Origin of the sequence: Agrobacterium sp. MCAB5 (genome assembly GCF_052114365.1) — a bacterium.
Lineage (GTDB): Bacteria > Pseudomonadota > Alphaproteobacteria > Rhizobiales > Rhizobiaceae > Agrobacterium > Agrobacterium tumefaciens.
Genome location: NZ_JBFREP010000004.1, coordinates 450066 through 470001 on the forward strand (window position 1 = coordinate 450066; position 19936 = coordinate 470001).

The 19936-nt window shown below is 58.2% G+C and carries 20 protein-coding genes and 1 tRNA gene; 16 read left to right on the plus strand and 5 right to left on the minus strand.

Going from position 1 to position 19936, the window contains the following annotated elements; genetic code table 11:
- Window positions 1-11: 11 nt before the first annotated feature.
- From AB4Z23_RS12975 to AB4Z23_RS12985, 3 genes are all read right to left on the minus strand, one after another.
- Window positions 12-272 (minus strand): hypothetical protein, encoded by a 261-nt coding sequence (locus AB4Z23_RS12975; RefSeq protein ID WP_003515258.1) that lies wholly within the window; start codon window positions 270-272, stop codon window positions 12-14.
- 84 nt (window positions 273-356) lie between these two features.
- Window positions 357-1871, minus strand: coding sequence for an SPOR domain-containing protein (locus tag AB4Z23_RS12980; protein ID WP_441360259.1), 1515 nt, complete (start codon window positions 1869-1871; stop codon window positions 357-359).
- A 148-nt stretch (window positions 1872-2019) separates the two neighbouring features.
- A complete protein-coding gene (locus AB4Z23_RS12985) occupies window positions 2020-2730 on the minus strand; it encodes a hypothetical protein (RefSeq protein WP_065658526.1) in 711 nt (236 codons plus the stop codon).
- Window positions 2731-2867: 137 nt separating this feature from the next.
- On the opposite strand from AB4Z23_RS12985, the gene AB4Z23_RS12990 reads away from it, so the two are divergent.
- The 3 genes from AB4Z23_RS12990 to AB4Z23_RS13000 all read left to right on the plus strand — a co-directional run bounded on the left by AB4Z23_RS12990 (window position 2868) and on the right by AB4Z23_RS13000 (window position 4048).
- The gene (locus tag AB4Z23_RS12990) at window positions 2868-3131 is read left to right on the plus strand and encodes a hypothetical protein (RefSeq protein WP_065658525.1); all 264 of its coding nucleotides are present in this window, start codon (window positions 2868-2870) and stop codon (window positions 3129-3131) included.
- A 15-nt stretch (window positions 3132-3146) separates the two neighbouring features.
- Window positions 3147-3374, plus strand: a complete 228-nt coding sequence (locus tag AB4Z23_RS12995) for a hypothetical protein (protein ID WP_441360260.1) — start codon at window positions 3147-3149, stop codon at window positions 3372-3374.
- 584 nt (window positions 3375-3958) lie between these two features.
- Window positions 3959-4048: transfer RNA gene (locus tag AB4Z23_RS13000), tRNA-Ser, on the plus strand.
- A 133-nt stretch (window positions 4049-4181) separates the two neighbouring features.
- Here AB4Z23_RS13000 and AB4Z23_RS13005 read toward each other — a convergent pair.
- Entirely contained in the window at window positions 4182-4520 is a 339-nt protein-coding gene (locus AB4Z23_RS13005; protein ID WP_065658523.1) for a hypothetical protein, read from the minus strand.
- 319 nt (window positions 4521-4839) lie between these two features.
- Between AB4Z23_RS13005 and AB4Z23_RS13010 the strand changes: the two genes are divergently transcribed.
- The 9 genes from AB4Z23_RS13010 (at window position 4840) to AB4Z23_RS13050 (ending at window position 15044) form a co-directional block, all read left to right on the plus strand.
- Window positions 4840-5928 carry a septal ring lytic transglycosylase RlpA family protein gene (locus AB4Z23_RS13010; protein WP_025593441.1) on the plus strand — a complete coding sequence of 363 codons (1089 nt, stop codon included), beginning with the start codon at window positions 4840-4842 and terminating at the stop codon, window positions 5926-5928.
- Between the two features lie 76 nt (window positions 5929-6004).
- On the plus strand, window positions 6005-7177 hold the full coding sequence (locus tag AB4Z23_RS13015) for a D-alanyl-D-alanine carboxypeptidase family protein (RefSeq protein ID WP_441360261.1): 1173 nt from the start codon (window positions 6005-6007) through the stop codon (window positions 7175-7177).
- Window positions 7178-7314: 137 nt separating this feature from the next.
- Window positions 7315-7989: a dTMP kinase gene (tmk, locus tag AB4Z23_RS13020; protein ID WP_441360262.1), complete on the plus strand. Its 675-nt coding sequence runs from the start codon at window positions 7315-7317 to the stop codon at window positions 7987-7989.
- Window positions 7982-9007, plus strand: coding sequence for a DNA polymerase III subunit delta' (locus AB4Z23_RS13025; protein WP_441360263.1), 1026 nt, complete (start codon window positions 7982-7984; stop codon window positions 9005-9007). The genes tmk and AB4Z23_RS13025 overlap by 8 nt, the downstream gene beginning before the upstream one ends.
- A gap of 104 nt (window positions 9008-9111) precedes the next feature.
- On the plus strand, window positions 9112-10662 hold the full coding sequence (gene metG, locus AB4Z23_RS13030; protein WP_441360264.1) for a methionine--tRNA ligase: 1551 nt from the start codon (window positions 9112-9114) through the stop codon (window positions 10660-10662).
- A gap of 11 nt (window positions 10663-10673) precedes the next feature.
- Window positions 10674-11456 (plus strand): TatD family hydrolase, encoded by a 783-nt coding sequence (locus tag AB4Z23_RS13035; protein WP_113157770.1) that lies wholly within the window; start codon window positions 10674-10676, stop codon window positions 11454-11456.
- A gap of 2 nt (window positions 11457-11458) precedes the next feature.
- The gene (locus AB4Z23_RS13040; protein WP_065658521.1) at window positions 11459-12289 is read left to right on the plus strand and encodes an MBL fold metallo-hydrolase; all 831 of its coding nucleotides are present in this window, start codon (window positions 11459-11461) and stop codon (window positions 12287-12289) included.
- A gap of 21 nt (window positions 12290-12310) precedes the next feature.
- A complete protein-coding gene (locus tag AB4Z23_RS13045) occupies window positions 12311-14092 on the plus strand; it encodes a chloride channel protein (protein ID WP_113473201.1) in 1782 nt (593 codons plus the stop codon).
- Window positions 14093-14270: 178 nt separating this feature from the next.
- A complete protein-coding gene (locus tag AB4Z23_RS13050; protein WP_441360265.1) occupies window positions 14271-15044 on the plus strand; it encodes a class I SAM-dependent methyltransferase in 774 nt (257 codons plus the stop codon).
- 65 nt (window positions 15045-15109) lie between these two features.
- Here the strand turns inward: AB4Z23_RS13050 and AB4Z23_RS13055 are convergent, their stop codons facing one another.
- Window positions 15110-15490, minus strand: a complete 381-nt coding sequence (locus tag AB4Z23_RS13055; protein ID WP_013636091.1) for an RDD family protein — start codon at window positions 15488-15490, stop codon at window positions 15110-15112.
- Window positions 15491-15608: 118 nt separating this feature from the next.
- On the opposite strand from AB4Z23_RS13055, the gene AB4Z23_RS13060 reads away from it, so the two are divergent.
- The 4 genes from AB4Z23_RS13060 to AB4Z23_RS13075 all read left to right on the plus strand — a co-directional run bounded on the left by AB4Z23_RS13060 (window position 15609) and on the right by AB4Z23_RS13075 (window position 19935).
- Window positions 15609-16082, plus strand: a complete 474-nt coding sequence (locus AB4Z23_RS13060) for a ribonuclease H family protein (protein ID WP_421476791.1) — start codon at window positions 15609-15611, stop codon at window positions 16080-16082.
- A 276-nt stretch (window positions 16083-16358) separates the two neighbouring features.
- Entirely contained in the window at window positions 16359-17381 is a 1023-nt protein-coding gene (locus AB4Z23_RS13065; RefSeq protein WP_003515239.1) for a substrate-binding domain-containing protein, read from the plus strand.
- A 119-nt stretch (window positions 17382-17500) separates the two neighbouring features.
- On the plus strand, window positions 17501-18994 hold the full coding sequence (locus tag AB4Z23_RS13070; RefSeq protein ID WP_013636088.1) for a sugar ABC transporter ATP-binding protein: 1494 nt from the start codon (window positions 17501-17503) through the stop codon (window positions 18992-18994).
- Window positions 18991-19935: an ABC transporter permease gene (locus AB4Z23_RS13075; protein ID WP_013636087.1), complete on the plus strand. Its 945-nt coding sequence runs from the start codon at window positions 18991-18993 to the stop codon at window positions 19933-19935. Before AB4Z23_RS13070 ends, AB4Z23_RS13075 begins: the two co-directional genes overlap by 4 nt.
- Window position 19936: the final 1 nt, after the last annotated feature.

The window sequence follows — 19936 nt, forward strand, 5'->3', positions numbered from 1 at the left end:
TGTTCGGTTTGTCAGCGGATCCGGATATGGACCGGTGCACGCCCGGAGCGGCGGCCGACATGAAGGTGGATATTTGCTTCCGGCTGATTGGCACGCCAGGCGCGGGCGCCGTGCGACAGAAGCAGGCTGACGAGATCACGCGTCTTTGCCTTGGAGCGGTTAAGACCGAGATCGGCAATGCGCATTGCCGCCTCGTGAATGGGATGCAGAACCGACAGACTGCCTTGCCCGTTGCCAGACGCAATGTCCGAATAGTTCTCGTTAACTGCCATCTTGGAAAGCCTCGCTACACATTACACAATTCGAGGAGACAGGCGATGTTTCAACAAATAAGCCACCGCCTGCGCGAACGTCGATTACTGGAGTGACGCCCAGCAGCTGACGCCTTTCTTTTTCAATGCATTGCATGCATTTACCGCGGCGGCCTGGCCGTCGAAGCCGCCGAAGCGGGCGCGGTATACCTGGGAGCCTTCTCTGCTGAAGGCCACCGTGAAGGGTTTTGCGGACCGAAGGGCGGCGCCGCCTTTTTCCTGCGCATTCTGCAACAGGCCACGTGCCGAGTTTTCATCCGGCGATGCGCCAATCTGGATCACCCARCCGCCCTGCGGAGCTTCAGCCTTTRCCGAAACGGAAGGGGTGGAGGGTACAGATGCCGGTGTGGACGCGGTGACGATATTGTCCACCTTGGTCGAGTTGGTAATCAACTTGCGGTCAGGCGCGACGGCTACCTGAGAAATAGGATCCTTGCCCTTCTGCCAGGTGGCGGCTTCCATGGCCTTTACGGCCGCATTGGACGAGGAGCCTGCAAAGGCAGCAACCGGCGCGTCCTCGTAACGGGTCTGCGGTACGGGGCCGGCATGSGGCAGGCCGGAATCTGTCGCAGCGACAGCTGCGGACGGAGCCGCGACTGCCACAGGTGGAGCAGCAACMGCCACAGCGACTGGCTCTTCGACAGGTGCCGATCTCGTCTGCGCAATCAGGTTGCTGTTGCCGCTGCGGGAGGCCTGCGGCAGGTAGGTCGCAACAAGCTTGCGCATGGTGGCGTCACGGGCAGCGCTCGAGCGGCCGCCAAGAACGACGGCGACGATGGAGCGACCGTCTAGCTGTGCCGATGTTGCAAGATTGCTTCCGGCAGCACGGGTATAACCGGTCTTGATGCCATCTACGCCGCGCACGGTTCCCACGAGACGATTGTGGTTACCGATGACCTGCTTGCCGAAATTGAAGGTGCGCGTGGAGAAGTAGCCGTAATATTGCGGGAAATGCTGGCGAAGGGCGATGCCGAGGCGGGCCTGGTCACGCGCCGTCGTCATCTGCGCCGTGTTAGGCAGGCCGTTGGCGTTACGATACGTCGTGCGCGTCATGCCGAGCGCACGGGCCTTGGCGGTCATCATTCTGGCAAAACGGTCTTCGGAGCCGCCGATATATTCACCGAGTGCGGTGGCCATGTCGTTGGCGGAACGGGTGACGAGCGCAAGAATTGCCTGCTCGACCGTGATGCTGCCACCGGCGCGCACGCCTAGCTTGGAAGGAGGCTCCTTGGCGGCGTTGGCCGAAACCGGCACCTTGGAATCGAGCGAAATGCGCCCGGAATTAAGCGCCTCGAACGTAAGATAAAGCGTCATCATCTTCGTCAGCGAGGCTGGATAGCGCAGGCCATCCGGATCCTCGCCATAGAGAACCTTGCCGGTCTTGGCATCAATGACGATGCCCGCATATTTCGGGTCCGCCTGTGCGGTGCCAACGGATGTTGCGGTTATGAACGCCGCAGCAAGGGTCAACGCAACGAACCTTACCAAAGACGTCGCACCCGCTTTGCGCGAATCTGCCCCAAATAGACTTTTCAACACTGCTGAACTCTTCAATCGCATATTTCTGTTCCGCTCGGACGCGCCCCGCCCGAGTGCTCCGGGAAGAAACTTTATCGGGATGGCGTTACCAAGTGGTTTATGAAAGGTATCCACGCTCCATAAAATGCGACTTTTCGGGCGCAATCTGTCTCACGCCTTTTCACGGATTTCAGTCTTTTACGAGGCGCTGCTCGATGTAGCGTTTCACGCCTGCGTCGAGTTCTTTCCATTGTGGCAGCAAGGTTGCGGAGAATCGGTAGAACAGGCTGAGGTCCTGGCCGGCGTGGATATCCCTCTGGCAGTCGCTGCCCGTCGACGCCTGCTGGGTTTGCGGCAGAAGGCAGCGCACGACATAGTCGCTTTCGCCCTCTCGCTGCCCGGTCAATATGACTTCCTTGCCGTAACCTGCGTCGGCACGCAGGCGGTGCAGTGTGAGGCCGTGTTTCAGCGGCACAGGCTCTCCTTCCGTCAACCGGGCATAGATCGGCCCGAAACGGCCGGACATGTCCTCAGACATCGTGCTTTGCGATAGCTGGATGAAAATAAGCCCTGCTGCCTGCGCCGGATCATCGAAAACAGCGCGATTGGAGTCTTCATATCCCTTGAGATCCGGCCAGGTGAGATAAAGATCGGCCCGCTCTCGCTCTCCATCATGGCGGTCGGAAGGTACACGCAGCGTGTTTTTCGCAAGTTTCAGCCGGTCATTGCCGATTGTGATCTCCACCGCATCGGTTGCTGTTGTATGGCCCGCCTGAAGGATCCGCTCGCCGTACCATTTAACGCCGATATTAAGGGCAGCAACAAAGCATATAATAATGACGGCAATGATGACGGCGCGCCGTATCAGGGAGGATGAAAGCAGGGGGGCTTCGTTGTGCATGAGCTTCCGACTTGTTCTTGCCACTGGACGCGTTTTCCACACTGAAAACAGACGGGCAAAGCTTTAACCTGCGGCGATCGCCATTGAAATGCTGTTTTGCCGCTGCTACCTGATAGGGTGCAAGCAAAGGACGGCATATGGCAGCGCGCGACAGATATTCCCGGAAACTCGAATGTTCCAAATGCGGTCATCAGGGTTTTGCCGAGGTGTCGGAATCGGATGAGAAAGGCCGCCGTAACCTCGATTTTCGCGTTGATGAAATGCCGCGTGGCTTCCGCACCGAGCGTGCCTCGGTCGATCCAACGGAATTCATGATCCGCTGCGGTCAGTGCGGCAACATATTCCGTTTCCTGCAAAAAACCGCCTATGCGCCGGGAGGCGAACCGCGCGTCAAGGCCTGAACGGAAGGTGCCGGGATGACTGTACCGCAACAACCCAATGGGGCGCCGCCTAAGCGCAAGCCAATCTGGCCGTGGATCGTGCTGCTGGTGCTGACGCTTTGCACCATCTATTCCTACAATCGCGCCAACGAGATCATTATGGAGTTTTCCGACACGTTACCGCCGGCGCTGCTGAACCTTTTCGAGGATATTTTCCGGGGCGGTTTTCGGCACGTCGACGGCGGACCGAGCATCAGTGTCTGAACCATAAAGCAGGTAACGCACACCCAGCCTTTATCCGCCGGTCGCAGTTTTTCGGTAGTATAAAAGAAAAAAGCCCCGCAAACGGGCGGGGCAGGTTGATCGCTCGGGGAAAGTTGGGCAATGCCCGGGAGCGATGCGGCTATATAAATGACAATATTACTGACGCGATAGGCCACTTCCGTCCCAAACAGTACGCCGACGCATAAAATTTGCTCAAGCAGGAAGAATTTAGGAATATCAACTGGCCAAATCTGTCAGGCAACTTGACAGGAGATCGTTTTATTCTTCGATTGCCTCGAATTGCACATATTCGCGCCTAACATAACGGCACATGAGCAGACGCATGGATAAATCCGGAATCTTCTTCGTGGCGCTTTTATTGGTGCTTGTGGCAATCGTGCTGAGTCTGGCGCTATTCCACTCGCCTCAGCAAAGTCCGGCACTTCCTTCGGGCGAGGGGTCTCTGCTGCCGCCTGCAACGACACAAGGACAATGAGGTGCTGACGGATACGAAGAGGCTGTGCGCGCGTGCGCCATCGGGATTGACGGCCTTTTTCAAAACGCTATAAAGCCTCACCACCGATGGATGGGTGTCCGAGTGGTTTAAGGAACCGGTCTTGAAAACCGGCGTGCGTGAGAGCGTACCGTGGGTTCGAATCCCACCCCATCTGCCATAAAATTCCAAACAGACAGTTTGAAATCAACAGRACCGGCAGCGTTAGCGAYGCGGTGTACTTTAGCTTGGAAATTTCTTGTATCACCGAAATGAAGAAACCCGCCTGTCGGCGGGTTCCGTTTATTAATGTATTAGAGTTCTGGACAGCCGCGTTCGTTCGCGAATGTGATGCGCTCCGGTCCTCGGCGGGTGAAGCCCTGGACAACGACGCGACCGGGGGTGACGCGCACGATTTCGGGGTCGCGCAGGCCTGCCTCGCGGGCGGCGGCGCGGGCTTCGCGTTCGCCGCAGCCACGCATGCGCGGAGGTCCTCGTCGGTCCATGTCGCGGTCGCGATCACGTATAACCGGGCGAACGCCGTCTGGGCCGATCCGCAGCTCCATGTCCTGCGCACTTGCGTGAATAGGGGCGGCAATGGACATCAGCGCGATGCCGAGTGCCAGGCCGGCGGTTTTTATTGACTTGATCATGTTCCCTCACTCAGCCGAAAACCGGCGGAAGCTCGTGTGTTTGCGAGGAGAAAACGCGGTCGGGCTTCGTTTGTTCCTTGAGCAGGAGACATCTCAAGACGGCGCGTTTAMAGGCSCRTCRGGCTTCMCGCKCTGCGGAAAAGACATAAATCGTTAACCACGTTCATTACAATTTTATCGAATTTGCAGAAGTCGTTCGCATTTTTGCCACGTTATACACAAGATTAAGCGACTGTTAGGTGCTTCGATGGCAGGGGCATGCATCGAGGCAAATGAGGGTGCGGTTCTTCGAGCCTGCAAGCAGCGTGGGGCAGACGATTTGAAATCTACGGTCAAGAAACTCGGCATCAACGCCAGATCGGGCGTGAAGTGGCTTGCAATTTCCGTGCTTTGCGCCGCGACAGCCTCGTGTTCCACCACCTCTGAGACCAAACCGAAGCAGAAGCGCAGCAAGGAATATTTCTCCGAATCGGAATATGGCGTCAAAGCCAGCCCGCGCGTGGCCGACGGCCAGAATATTCCCAAGGGCGGCGGGCGCGAGCTTCTCGGCAATGCCTATACCGTCAAGGGCCGACGTTATTTTCCGAAGGAAGAGCCGGGTTACAACAAGACCGGTCTTGCCTCCTGGTATGGTTCCGCCTTCCACGGCCGCCTGACGGCAAATGGCGAGGTCTATGACAAGGAACATCTTTCCGCTGCGCATCCGACATTTCCCCTGCCGAGCTATGCGCGCATCACCAATATGGAAAACGGTGCATCGGTTCTGGTGCGCGTCAACGATCGCGGACCCTTCCATGAAGGTCGCCTGATCGACGTTTCCAGCAAGACCGCAGATCTTCTCGACATGAAGGGCACTGGAACGGCGAATGTGCGGGTGCAATATGCAGGCCGCGCGCCGCTTGATGGGCACGACATGCCTTATCTGATGGCGTCCTATGTTCCGAAGGGCTCTCGTTCTCCGGGTGTTGCGCCGGAAGGGCAGATCGCGACTGGTGTCATGGTGGCTTCGGCTTCGCCGAATTTCGTGCCGGCCCCGACATCCAACCCGAATTACGGTGCTTCGACGCAGACGGCGCTGGTTGGTACCAAAAAGAATGCAGCGCTCCAGGCCATGCCGCTTGTCAACGGCCCCGCACCGGCCTTCGAACAATTTGCAATTCTGCCGGAAATCGGTCCGTTCCTGGCGGAACGCCCGGAAGGCAATTTCACGCGTGAGCCGGCAGCACCTGGCGGCAACTATCTGCGCGTGCCAACGCCGTCGTCCAAATATGCAGCGGCTTATTCCGAGGAATCCTCTGCTGTTTCGAGAACCTCACGTGCGTTCGACAGCGTGCTCGTCGATCGCGGAGCGCTCAATGAGGATTCCATACTTGCCCATGTGAAGCGTCAGCAGGCGAAGACGCGCTGACGGGTTGAAGAATTTATGGCTGACTTGCGTTTTCGTCGCGAGCGGCGGGTTGCGGCAGGGAAAGCTGGGCGGTTTCATGCACAAGGCCATTCATCGTTCTTTTCTCCCGGTCGCGGCAGCGCTCGCATTTGCGTTTTTCGGTAACGGTCCGGCGCAAGCGCAAACGCAAACAGCACCTTTCATCGCCAAGGCCGAACAGGCCTATATGATYGATGCCGAAACCGGCACGGTGCTGCTTTCCCAGAATGAAAATCAATCCTTTCCGCCCGCTTCGCTTGCCAAGCTGATGACTGTGGAGGTGATGCTGGATGCGCTGGCCAAAGGGCAGGTAACGCCCGAGACAGCTTATCCGGTTTCTGAATATGCCTGGCGCACGGGTGGCGCGCCGTCGCGGACCTCGACCATGTTTGCAGCGCTGAAATCTTCCGTCAGCGTCAACGATCTTCTGACGGGAATTATCGTGCAGAACGCCAATGATGGCTGCATCATTGTCGCCGAAGGCATGGCAGGGTCCGACTCCGCTTTCGCCAAGCGCATGACGGTKAGAGCCGGCGAACTCGGCATGAACCGCAGTGTCTTTGCCAATTCGACGGGTCTTCCCGATCCGGGCAACCAGACGACCGCGAAGGATATGGTGCTTCTCGCCCAGCATCTGCGCGATACCTATCCCGATCGCTATGGGCTTTTCACCAAGCCGGATTTCGAATGGAACCGGATTTTCCAGCGCAACAAGAACTCGCTGCTGGGTAACGGCATAGACGGTCTCGGGCTTGGTTTTGCGGAAGGCAGCGGTTTCGCAGCAGTCGTTTCGGCAGAGCGGGAAGGGCGCCGGGTCTATCTGGCGCTTGGCGGCATYGCGGACGACAAGACGCGGCAGGACGAAGCCCGCCGGGTGGTTGACTGGGGGCTGACGGCCTTCGAAAAACGCCATCTTTTTGCAAAGGACGAAGCCGTCGGTTCGGTCAGCGTCTACGGTGGCGAYGTCTCGSATATAGACCTGTCGCCCCGGGAAGATGTCAGCGTGCTGGTACCGGTCAATAATCCCGAGCGTATTTCCGGGCGGATCGTCTATCGCTGGCCGCTCAATGCGCCGCTCGACACTGGTGCGAATGTCGGCACACTCAAGGTTTTTTCGGGCGAAAGGCTGTTGCGGGAAGTGCCGCTTTACACGAGAACGGCAGTCGGCAAGGGCACGTTGACCCAGAATGCAGCCGGGGCGCTCAAGGAATTGCTGCTGTTCTGGCTCTGATGCCTATCCCGCAAGCCGCAACTTTCCCTATGCTTTTGTTCAGACACCGGATTTTCTGAAAAGCGCTTCACACTTTTCGGTTCGATGCTGTAAACAGGCATTTCGATATTTCTGAGAATTCCTCACAGGACGTGACATTGGCCGAAAAGACCGGATTGTTCATCAGCTTCGAGGGYGGCGAAGGCGCTGGCAAGTCGACGCAGATTCGCACGCTTGCCGAGGCGCTTCGCGRCCGTGGYTTCGATGTGATCGTAACCCGTGAGCCGGGCGGTTCGCCGGGGGCRGAGGCTGTTCGCCATGTTCTGCTGTCGGGTGCTGCCGAATCCTTCGGCGTGCGCATGGAGGCAATCCTGTTTGCGGCAGCGCGCAACGACCAYGTCGAGGAGGTCATTCGCCCGGCACTGGAACGTGGCGCAATCGTGCTTTGTGACCGGTTTCTTGATTCCTCCCGTGTCTATCAGGGTACGACCGGCAATCTGGAGCCGGATTTCATCGAGACGCTGCAACGCGTTGCTATTGATGGCGTCGTACCGGAACTGACGTTGATCTTCGATATCGCCGCCGAAAAGGGCCTTGCCCGGRCCAGAAAGCGTGCGGATGAGGGTGCCGCACCGGACCGTTTCGAAAAAGAGGAAATCGAGACCCACGAGAAGCGGCGTGAAGCCTATCTGGATATTGCGCTTGCCGAGCCGCGTCGTTGTCGGATCGTCAATGCCGATCAGCCGGAAGAAAAGGTGACGGAAGACGTCATGTCATTTGTCGAGCCTTTGCTCGAGCGGCTGGAGACTGCGGCGGGCACGGCGCATGAGTGAGGTTCAGGGCGTTCTCGACGGCGCAATTGCGCCGCAGCAGAACACGAAGCTTTTCGGCCATGGCGAAGCGGAAGCGTTTCTTGCGCAGTCCTATCGCTCCGGCAAGGGCCACCATGCGATCCTGATCGAAGGCCCTGAAGGCATTGGTAAGGCAACACTCGCTTTCCGTTTCGCCAACCACGTACTTACCCATCCCGATCCAGCCACCGCACCGGATTTCCTGGCCGATCCCGATATAGAATCGCTTGTCAGCCGGCAGATCACCTCCGGTGCGTCGCATAATCTGCTGCATCTGACCCGCCCGGCGGATGAAAAGACCGGCCGCGTGAAATCCGCCATCACGGTGGATGAGGTGCGGCGGGCAGGGCACTTCTTCTCGCAGACCTCGGGCACCGGCAATTGGCGTATCGTCATCATCGATCCGGCTGACGATCTAAACCGCAATGCCGCAAACGCCATTCTGAAAATACTCGAAGAGCCGCCAAAGCGGGCGATGTTCCTCGTTTTGTCGCATGCGCCGGGCAAATTGCTGCCGACCATCCGCTCGCGCTGCATGCCGCTCCGGCTGCTGCCGCTTTCGGATGCGGATATGGTGCAGTCGCTCGATCATCTCGGTATCAGCCCGGCTGGCGAAAAGCGGGATGCGCTGCTTTCCGCCTCCAAGGGCAGCGTCGCGCAGGCGTTAAAACTGATGAATTACGGCGGCTCCGACATTGTGGAGGCGCTCGCCTCCGTCATGACGGCCGAAGGGCCCGGTGCACGCAAGCAGATGCACAAGCTTGCCGAAGTTCTGGCACAGAAGGACGGCGATATTGTTCTCGGCTTCTTCATGGAGCACGTGACGGAGGAGTTGATGGCGCGWGCGAGAGCGGCGGCGATGGCCGGTGATATCKCGGCGGCAGAGAAACATGCGCGCCTTTCGTCGACGCTTTCGGAACGCATTACCGTGGCGCAGGCCTATAATCTCGACAAGAAGCAGATGGTGCTTTCCATTCTGGAAGATGTTCGCGGCGTGTGAGACCCAAGAGATCGTACGGAACGTACGCTTTTGCTTTCGCTGTTGCGAACAATCGTTTAAGAGCGGTCTATCCAAAAAACAGCCTGTAAAGTCGATAGACCGTCATGACAGACAAGACACCCTTCTACATCACCACCGCAATCTCCTATCCTAACGGCAAGCCGCATATCGGCCATGCCTACGARCTGATTGCGACGGATGCCATGGCACGCTTTCAGCGCCTGGAYGGAATGGATGTTTTCTTYCTGACCGGCACCGACGAACACGGCCAGAAGATGCAGCAGACAGCGCGGGCGGAAGGCATTTCGCCGGAAGAGCTGGCGCAGCGCAATTCCGACCAGTTCCGCGAGATGGGCAAGCTGCTCAACGCCTCGAACGACGATTTCATCCGCACCACGGAAGAACGTCACCACGAGACCTCGCGCAATATCTGGAACCTGATGGCCGAYAGCRGCGATATCTACAAGGACAGYTATGCCGGCTGGTATTCAGTGCGCGACGAGGCCTAYTACGGCGAGGAYGAGACGGAAGTGCGCGCSGACGGCGTTCGCTATGGGCCGCAGGGCACGCCCGTCGAATGGGTCGAGGAGGAGAGCTATTTCTTCAAGCTYTCCGAATATCAGGACAAGCTGCTGAAGCTCTACGAGGARAACCCGGATTTCATCGGTCCCGCTGAGCGTCGMAACGAGATCATCTCCTTCGTCAAATCCGGCCTCAARGACCTGTCKATTTCCCGYACGACRTTCGACTGGGGCATCAAGGTTCCTGATGAYCCGAAGCAYGTCATGTATGTCTGGGTCGATGCGCTGACCAACTACATTACCGCTACGGGTTACATYGAAGACAAGAACGGTCCGCGCGCAAAATATTGGCCGGCCGACGTGCATATCATCGGCAAGGACATCATTCGCTTCCACGCGGTCTATTGGCCGGCTTTCCTGATGAGCGCCAAGCTGCCGCTGCCCAAGCGGGTTTATGCGCACGGCTTCCTGCTCAACAAGGGCGAGAAGATGTCTAAGTCGCTCGGYAACGTCGTCGATCCGGTCAATCTGGTCAACCATTTCGGTCTCGATCAGGTCCGCTATTTCTTCATGCGCGAAGTCTCATTCGGCCAGGACGGCAGCTATAGCGAAGAGGGCATCGCCACCCGCATCAACGCAGATCTTGCCAATGGCATCGGYAATCTGGCCAGCCGCTCGCTGTCGATGATCGTCAAGAATTGTGACGGACAGATCCCGACGCCCGGGCCGTTGACCGATGAAGACAAGGCGATGCTCGCCTCCGCCGACGGGCTTCTGGCACTCTGCCGTGAGGAAATGGGCAAACAGCTCATCCATCGSGCGCTTGCRGCCATCATCGCCGTCGTTTCRGAAACCGACCGCTATTTCGCGTCGCAGGAGCCGTGGGCTCTGAAGAAGACCGATCCAGAGCGCATGGGCACCGTGCTTTACGTGACGGCGGAAGTCGTCCGCCAGATCGGCATTCTGTTGCAGCCCTTCATGCCGGGATCCTGCGAGAAGCTGCTCGATCTCGTAGCCGCCCCTGCCGACAAACGGGATTTTGCCGCACTCGGCGAAGCCGGACGTCTGGTTCCGGGAACGCCGCTTGAGGCACCGAAGCCGGTCTTCCCGCGTTACGTCGCGCCGGAAGCGTGAAGGCGACGACCATGCTGATCGATACGCATTGCCATCTGGATTTTCCCGATTTCGAGGCTGAGCGCGACGATATCATCGCCCGCGCCCATGCTTCCGGCGTTGCCCAGATGGTGACGATCTCGACCCGGGTGCGCCGTCTGCCCGAGCTTCTGAAGATTGCGGAAAAATATCCGTCGGTTTTCTGCTCGGTCGGCACGCATCCAAACAATGCCGACGAAGAACTCGACATTTCGGCCGACGAGCTTGTGCGGCTTGCCGAGAGCCATGACAAGATCGTGGCGATCGGCGAGGCGGGGCTGGATTACTTCTACGACACGCAAAAGCCGGAAGACCAGAAGACCGGCCTCGTTCGCCACATCGAGGCGGCGCGGAGAACCAAGCTTCCGCTCGTCATACACAGCCGCAGCGCTGATGAGGACATGGCTGCGATTCTGCGTGAAGAAAGCGACAAGGGTGCTTTTCCCTTTATCCTGCACTGCTTTTCCGCAGGTCCCGATCTCGCTAACACCGGCGTCGAACTTGGCGGTTACGTATCCTTTTCCGGCATTCTGACGTTCCCGAAATCGCAGGATATCCGCGATATTGCAGCCACCGTGCCGCTCAACCGTCTGCTGGTGGAAACGGATGCGCCTTATCTCGCGCCCAAGCGTTGGCGCGGCAAGCGCAATGAGCCTTCTTATGTGGTGAACACAGCGGAAGTGCTGGCCGAGGTACATGGCATCTCGTTCGAGCGCATGGCCGAAATCACCACCGAGAATGCTTTCCGCTGCTTTTCGAAGATGACAAGGGTGTAGGCGTGGCAATCTACCGTCGCCGCTTTACGGTTCTYGGATGTGCGTCGTCTCCCGGCGTRCCGCGCATCAACGGCGACTGGGGCGCCTGCGATCCTGAAAACCCCAGAAATCGGCGTACTCGTGCGGCCTTCATGGTGGAGCAGATCGGACCTGATGGCGGTAAGACCACCGTCGTCATCGACACTGGGCCTGATTTTCGCGAGCAGATGATTGCCGCCAAAGTGGAGGCCGTTGATGCGGTTCTATACACTCATGCCCACGCCGACCATTTGCACGGTATTGACGATCTGCGCATCTATTTCGCCATTCAGCAGAGCCGCATTCCGATCTATGCCGATCCTGTCACCATGGCGCGCATCTGGGATGGTTTTGCCTATTGCCTGGAAACGCCTCCGGGCAGCAATTATCCGCCGATCGTCGAGCCGAGGATCATCGCCGATATCGACGCGACCCTGATCATCGACGGGGCAGGCGGGGCGATACCTTTCAACGTGCACATGCAGCAGCATGGTGACGTGCACTCGCTCGGCTTTCGGATTGGCGATGTTGCCTATTGCACCGATGTCAGCGATTTTCCGACCGAAAGCGTGCCCAAGCTTGCCGGTCTCGACGTCCTCATCATCGATGCGCTGCAGCACCGTTATCACCCCAGCCATCTCTCGCTCGAACAGGCGCTCGGCTGGATCGATAGATTTGCACCCAAAAGGGCGATCTTGACCCATATGCACATTCCGCTCGATTATGACACGGTGATGCGCGAAACGCCTGATCATGTTGAACCGGCTTACGACCAGATGCGTTTCGAAGTCGAACTCGAGATTGAAGCGCCCTAATACCGCCTGAAAAGGAACAGCATGTCGACCCGGCCTTTCCGTGCACCCAGTATGGCGAGCTTCTTCGACAATCTGCGCTCCAGTCGCCTGCGGGCGATGTTCCGGCGCGGCGAGCTGGGGCTGGTGGCTCTCGCCGTCCTCATCGGCATTGCGGCCGGCCTTCTGGTGGCGCTGATCGGCGGATTGAGTACGGCCCTTCATGTGCTGGTCTTCGGTGTCGAGCGGCTGAGYAGCAGTGARCTCTCCGGCTGGATCGTGCTTGCCGGGCCGGTCATTGGCGGCATCGTACTCGGCCTGATCCTCTTCATTCTTTCGAAAACCCGCAAAAAGCCGATGGTCGACCCTATCGAGGCGAATGCGCTGCATGGCGGCCGCCTTTCGCTGACGGACAGCATCATCGTCTGCGTGCAGAACATCGTTTCAAACGGTTTCGGCGCATCTGTCGGGCTTGAGGCAGGCTATACGCAGATCGCCAGCGGTGTCGCTTCCAAGATCGGCATCAAGCTAAAGCTGAGACGAGGAGACATGCGCATCCTCGTCGGCTGTGGTGCTGCTGGTGCCATTGCCGCTGCCTTCAACGCGCCTCTGACCGGGGCATTCTATGCCATAGAACTCATCATCGGCACCTACACCGTAGTGACACTCGCGCCGCTCATTGTCTCTGCGCTGGTTGCCAGCATCGTGGCAGGGCTTATCGGCGGACATGGCCTGTCCATCGATATCTATGATGCCAGCCGTGTGACGCCGCCGGATTATGTACCGGCCATCTTTCTCGGCATGGTATGTGCGTTTATCGGCATCGTGCTGATGCAGACGGTCTCCCTTATCGAGGAAACGGCCCGCAAAAGCGCCATTCCCGGATGGCTGCGTCCAACAATCGGTGGCGTGGCGGTGGGCGCACTTGCGCTGATTTCACCGCAGGTCCTGTCGAGCGGCCACGGTGCGCTCCATCTCAACATCGATGCCGATCTGACGATATACGGGCTGGCCGGGCTTTTCCTGCTGAAGGCTGCGGCGAGCGCGATTTCCATCGGCTCGAATTTCCGCGGTGGCCTGTTTTTTGCCTCGCTGTTCATGGGGTCGCTGGTCGGCAAGATTTTCGCACTCTGCGCGCCCTATATCGGCTATGGCTCGACAGCACCCGTGGTCTACGCCGTGGTCGGCATGAGTGCTTTTGCCGCCGCCATTATCGGCGGTCCTCTSACGATGACGTTTCTGGCGCTGGAACTGACCGGAGACTTCCAGATCACGGCTTTGGTGCTGGCGGCCGTCATCACGACATCGCTCGTGGTACGCACCACCTTCGGTTACTCCTTCGCCACCTGGCGTTTTCACCTACGGGGCGAAAGCATTCGCAGCGCCCACGATATCGGCTGGATCCGCGACCTGACGGTGGGCAAGATGATGCGCGCCGATATTCGCAAGGCCAATGTCAGCATGGGTCTTCCCGCSTTCAAGGAGAAGTTTCCGCTAGGCTCGACGCAGCGGGTTATCATGACACATGAYGACGGGCGTTATGCCGGCATGGTCCTSGTGCCGGAAATCTACGCCGATCCGATGGATCGCGATCCCTCCAAGATCAGCCTCGAGACCTACCTCAATTACAAGAACGACGTGCTGCTGCCGGCGATGAACGCACGTCAGGCGGCGGCAGCCTTCGATGCTACCGAAAGCGAAGCTCTGGTTGTCGTCAACGACAAGATCGAAAACCGACCCGTGGGCCTGCTGACGGAAAGCCATACGCTGAGGCGGTATAGCGAAGAGCTCGAGCAAAGGCGTCGGGAGGCGTCAGGAGAGTTATAAATCACATCAGGAAACTGAACTTATATCTTGAAATATATAGGTTTATTATGATCTATATCTCGGGGCCACAGACTTCTGATTTTCCAGCGATGTCGCATGGGCTAACTTGGCATCACATTGTGAAGCAAGCTGTCATTCGCCGCAGCGGATGCGATTTGAGTACTCAAAGGAATAGACCATGGATGGCGGCAACTTCGATCTCAAGGAGGAAATCCGCGATTATTGGTCGAAAAGATCAGAGACTTTCGATCTGGCCTTTGGACACAAGATAGCAGCTGGCGCCGAGGCCAATGCATGGCAGAAGCCGATCCGCGACCTGATGGGACCTGAGCCGAAACATATCCTTGAACTGGCCTGTGGCACCGGCGAGGTGACGCGGCTTATTCATGATCTCGGCCACGAGGTCACGGCACTCGACTTTTCAGAAGCGATGTTATCCGTAGCGCGCGCCAAACATGCGGGAAAACCAAGGCTACGTTTCGTGATGGCGGATGCCGAAAACACCATGGAGCCGGATGCGTCCTATGATGCGATCATTTGCAGGCATCTGGTCTGGACACTGACGCAGCCTGAGGAGACCTTCCGCGAGTGGTTCAGGCTGCTTCGTCCGGGCGGTCGGCTCTTGTTTTTCGATGGTGACTGGGCAACGCCAAAACCGGCAGGGCGTCTCGCCAGCCTTTTGATCCGGCTCATCGATCTTTTGGTGGGGGCCGACAAGAATTACGATGGTGCCCAAAGCAGCCATCATGCCGCAATCATGAAGGCGCTTCCGTTCGGGCAGGGGTTGCGCCCGCAGATGCTGACACCGCTCCTGATCGCCGCCGGCTTTACCGGCATCGAACTGCACTCACATGCCCCGATTGCGAGAGCGCAGCGGAAAAACACCAACCTGCGCAACAGGCTGCGAACTTTCGTCTACCGTCGTTTCATCCTGACCTGCCGCCGTCCTTGAAACGGGAATGGTAATGGGAAACGGGAAAGGTGAGGGGCTGAGTGTGAAATCACACAACCACGAACTCAGCGGTCTTTTACAATTGCACCACCGGAGAAATGGTCGCGGTACCAGGGCAGAAACCATATTGCGAGCGGGCCGAAGACCATGCGATAGAGCGCTTGCGTAAAAGTCAGTCTTTCGCCGGTGCGCCGGACGACCTTTAATCGCATTAGCAGTTTTCCGGGAGTTGCCATGAAGGCGCTGCTTTCGAAGGCCGGGAAATAGCAAAACAACACGGATGCCAGCCATAAAAGCGTTACGCCCATCAGAGGTGTCGGCGGTTGCCCCGCTGGAGCGTCCATATATTGCGGTAGCCACTCTGCGGCGATGAATGTCGGTGCAAACGCCACACTGATGAGCAAGATGAGATCGACTATTCCTGCGACGATGCGTTTGAAGATCATGTTTCATCCCTAGACGTGAATCTGACTCGAATAAGATGATTGTACAAGCTATCTACAGAAAACACCCGAAAGCGCTGTCATTCTTTCCAAGCGCCTCTGACGCAAGGAAACGAGCTCCATGACTGCTCCACTCGTCATCTACGCGGATGGTTCGTACGACCCTGTTGCATTATCGGGAAGCTGGGCATTCATCGTGTTTGAAACCGAGCGGCAGATCCATGCTGCGCGAGGAACGGAAATCGGACTTACAAACAATTCGTTTGAAGTCATGGCGGTCATGAATGCACTTTTATGGCTCGATGCACAGGCTCCAGGCCGGCCAGCCAAGCTCTGGACAGACTCCGCTCACGTGATGGAAGGTTGCCATCGCTGGCGCGAAATYTGGCGKAGCAACGGGTGGAAACGCATCAATCCAGATTCGCGAAAACGCAAACGACAGATACCAGATGGCGGTCTGTGGCAGAATGTGGATCGTTTGCTCCTTTGTAATCCGAACGCCGAGATAGCGTGGTGCAAGGGACACTCCGGTATAGCCGGGAACGATCTCGCGGATACTTTGGCCCGTACCAAGATGGTGGATGGGGGCAATTAGTCTCACGCCAACCGGTCTATAGACGCACGCCAGCAGCTTGTTCTTGTTGAGATAGCGGAGCTTCAAGCTGTCCGCCGGCCCTGAAATCCACGCCAATATGGTGCCGCTGTTCCTCCTTAAATTGCCGCCCCATCTCTCCGCCAAGGGTCGGCAATTTGCTGTGGCAATGGGTGCATAAAAAATCCCAGCTGGGTTGACTCATTTATGAAACCGGTTACATTCCCTYATGTAAACGGTTTCATCGGTTAAAAACCGTGCTTGGAGGAGCAAATTTTCATGTTTAAACATTTGATGGCTGCTGCCGCTATGGTGCTGGCGGCGGGCACGTCCGTGCATGCTCAGGAACAGAGCTTCAAGATCGGTCTTTCCAATTCTTTCGTCGGCAGCGAGTGGCGCACGCAGATGATCGAGGAAGCCCAGGCTGCCGCAAAGGCGTGGGGCGAAAAGGGTGTGAAGGTCGAAGTCGTCGTTCAGAGCGGTAATGTCGATGTGCAGGGGCAGATCGGCCATATCCGCAATTTCATGAACCAGGGCGTCGATGCGATCCTCATCAATCCCGGCAGCCCGACTGCTTTTGATCCGATCTTCGCTCAGGCGAAGGCACGCAACATTCTCGTCATCGCAACCGACGCGGAAGTTTCTTCTAAGGACGCGATCTATGTCGGCATCGACCAGAAGGCCTGGGCGGCACAGTCCGCACAGTGGCTTGCGGATTCGCTGAAGGGCAAGGGAAGCGTCGTCGCGATCAACGGTATTGCCGGCAATCCCGCCAACGAAGCCCGCGTCGCCGGTTACCGCGAAGTGTTCAAGAAATATCCTGATATCAAGGTGCTGAACGAAGCCAATGCGAGCTGGGATCAGGCGCAGGGCCAGCAGGCGATGCAGAACCTTCTCGCCACCTATCCCGATATCAGCGGTGTGTGGGTGCAGGACGGCATGGCCGATGGCGCATGGCGCGCAATCGAAGCCGCCGGCAAGACCAAGGACATCGCCGCGACAGGTGAAATCCGCAAGGACTTCATGACGCGCTGGGAGAAGGAAAAGTTCAACTCCGGCGCCTCCGTCAATCCTCCGGGTGTCATGGCCAGCGCGCTCAACGTTGCGGTTCTGAAGCTGCAGGGCAAGGAATTCAAGGACGGCATTTTCGGCGGTACCTACGGCAACGCCATCTATATTCCGATCCCCTTCGTCAGCAACGACAACCTCGCGGACAACATCAAGTCCGCCGAAGGTAAGCCGGGCTATTGGTCTGTCACGGCAACCGTGACGCCGGAACAGGCTGGCGAGTTCTTCAAGTAAGATCAGTCTCGGGCTGGCCGCAAACGCCAGCCCGAAACCTGAAATTCGAATGTGGACCGCTTATTGCGCGCGTCCGCCAGTGACGAAGCACAATGACAAGTAAAATTCGGGGACATCCGATGGCGAACGCTCTGGAAGCGGCCGGCATACAGAAGAATTTTGGCGCCGTGCGTGCGCTTTCCGACGGCAGGCTGACCGTTGGTCGCGGTGAAATTCACGCGCTGCTCGGTGCGAATGGTTGCGGCAAGAGCACGCTCTGCAAGATCGTTGCAGGTGCGGTCGCGCCGACCAGCGGCACCATCCGGTTCAACGGCGAAAACGTGCGCTTCAAAAGCCCGCGTGAYGCCGAAAATGCCGGCATTGCGCTGTTTTATCAGGAGCTAAGCCTCATTCCGCAGCTTTCCGTCGCTGACAATATTTTTCTCGGTCGCGAACCGAAGCGCGGCGTTTTTGTCGACAGCAAGGCCCTGAAAGCCGAGGCGCGCAGGCTGATCGCGCTGTTTGACGGTGTTGCCGGCACCGGTCTGGAGCCGGATGCGATCGTCGGCAATCTGCCGCCCGATCAGCGCCAGCTCGTCGAAATCCTGAAAGTTTTCGCCCAGAATGCCAGCCTCATGATCATGGATGAGGCAACGGCGGCACTTGATGGCCGCCAGTCCGAGCGTTTTTTTGAGATACTCAGAGCCAAGAAGGCGGACGGTATCTCCACCATCATGATTTCCCACCGGCTCGATGAGGTTTTTGCTGTCTGCGACCGCATCACCGTCATGCGTAACGGTGCGACCATTTCGGAACTCGACACCGCCGCTACCACCCGCGAGGCCGTGGTGCATGACATGGTCGGCGATGTCCGCGCCGCGCCTGCCCGCCAGCAGGGACGCGCAGGTTCAGCGCCCAGCCTGAAGGTGACGGACGTTGCGGGCGAGGGTGTTCGCGGTGTCAGTCTTGAAGCCTATCCGGGTGAAATCGTCGGTTTGGCGGGATTGCAGGGGCAGGGCCAGTCGGCCTTGCTGAAGGGCCTGTTCGGCGCAAGCCCCTTTGCCGCCGGGCAAATCCAGTTCGAGGGCCGTGATGTCGCCATCGGCAAGCCTTCGCAGGCGGTTCATAACGGTTTTGCCTATGTGTCGGGCGACCGCGGGCGTGATGCCTCGCTTCAGGGCCGGTCGATCTTCGAAAATCTTGTTGCAGCTCTGATGGTGCGCGAAAAGATGAGACTGGTCCGGCCCGCGACGCTGAAGCCGCGAGTGCAGAAGGTCGCGGACGACATGAAGACGAAGTTTGCTGGCATGGATATGCCGATAGGCACGCTCTCAGGCGGCAACCAGCAGAAAATCTTCATTTCCCGCTGGCTTGCCACCGCACCGAAACTGCTGCTGCTCGATGATCCGACCAAGGGTATCGATCTTGGCGCCAAGGCCGATCTCTTCGCGCTTATGCGCCAGCAGGCTGACGCGGGCGCGACCATTCTTCTCTATTCCTCGGAAGATGCGGAAATCCTCGAATATGCCGACCGCATTCTCGTGTTCAACGGCGGACGCATTTCTGCGGAGCTGACCGGAGCCGACATGACATCCGTCAACATGACCCGCGCCGCCTATGGAGACGCCGCATGAATTCCCTCGGTTTTATGCGCAAGCAACCCTGGATCATAACTCTTGTGGTTCTGGCCGTTCTCATCGGCGTCAACACGTTTCTGCAGCCGTCTTTCGTGCAGCCGGCCGTATTGCAGTCGAATCTGACGACATTTCTTCCCCTGATCCTGGTCGCCATCGGTCAGACCTATGTCATTCTGGCGGGGGATATAGATCTGTCGGTCGGAAGCATCGTAGCGCTCGCCAATGTCGTTACCGTCAGCGTCATCGCTGCACTTGGCGGAACGGCAGGTGCCGTCGTTGCAGGTATGGGAGCGGGAGTTGCGGTCGGACTGATCTGTGGGCTGGTCAACGGCCTGTTCATATCCGGCCTGCGTTTCCAGCCCATCGTCACCACCTTCGCGACGGGCATCATCTTTGCCGGTCTGGCGATCTGGGTTCTGCCGCAGGCCGGTCTTCCCGTGCCCGAAGCCTATTGGCAGACCTATTCCGGCAGCTTCATCGGTTTGCCTTTCGTGCTGTGGATGCTGTTGGCTGGYATTGCCTTTACGCTCGTTGTGTCGCGCATTCCGTTTCACGTGCATTTGTTGGCCGTGGGCGGCAATCGCACGGGCGCTTTCCAGACGGGCCTGCGCCTCTCCGGCATTCGCATTGGCGCCTACATGATTTCCGGTCTGTTTTCGGCGCTCGCAGCGCTGTGCCTGACGGGCGAGACCGCCTCCGGCGACCCCTTGCTCGGTGCAAGCCTGGCGCTCTCCTCCATTTCGGCGGTCGTTCTTGGCGGCACAGCACTGTCCGGCGGGTTCGGCAGCTCGACAGGATCGATCGCCGGCGCGCTGGTGCTGGGCATGATTGGCAATGTGATTTTCTTTGCGGGCTTGCCCTTCGAGTACCAGACATTGGTGCAGGGGTTGATCGTGCTGACGGCACTTGCCGGCGGCGTTCTGGTGACGAGGCGTTGAG

Bases quoted from the DNA above. Each gene is read 5' to 3' on its own strand.
- AB4Z23_RS12975 (WP_003515258.1), bottom strand. From the start codon at position 272: ATGGCAGTTAACGAGAACTATTCGGACATTGCGTCTGGCAACGGGCAA.
- AB4Z23_RS12985 (WP_065658526.1), bottom strand. From the start codon at position 2,730: ATGCACAACGAAGCCCCCCTGCTTTCATCCTCCCTGATACGGCGCGCC.
- AB4Z23_RS12990 (WP_065658525.1), top strand. From the start codon at position 2,868: ATGGCAGCGCGCGACAGATATTCCCGGAAACTCGAATGTTCCAAATGC.
- AB4Z23_RS12995 (WP_441360260.1), top strand. From the start codon at position 3,147: ATGACTGTACCGCAACAACCCAATGGGGCGCCGCCTAAGCGCAAGCCA.
- AB4Z23_RS13005 (WP_065658523.1), bottom strand. From the start codon at position 4,520: ATGATCAAGTCAATAAAAACCGCCGGCCTGGCACTCGGCATCGCGCTG.
- AB4Z23_RS13035 (WP_113157770.1), top strand. From the start codon at position 10,674: ATGCTGATCGATACGCATTGCCATCTGGATTTTCCCGATTTCGAGGCT.
- AB4Z23_RS13050 (WP_441360265.1), top strand. From the start codon at position 14,271: ATGGATGGCGGCAACTTCGATCTCAAGGAGGAAATCCGCGATTATTGG.
- AB4Z23_RS13055 (WP_013636091.1), bottom strand. From the start codon at position 15,490: ATGATCTTCAAACGCATCGTCGCAGGAATAGTCGATCTCATCTTGCTC.
- AB4Z23_RS13065 (WP_003515239.1), top strand. From the start codon at position 16,359: ATGTTTAAACATTTGATGGCTGCTGCCGCTATGGTGCTGGCGGCGGGC.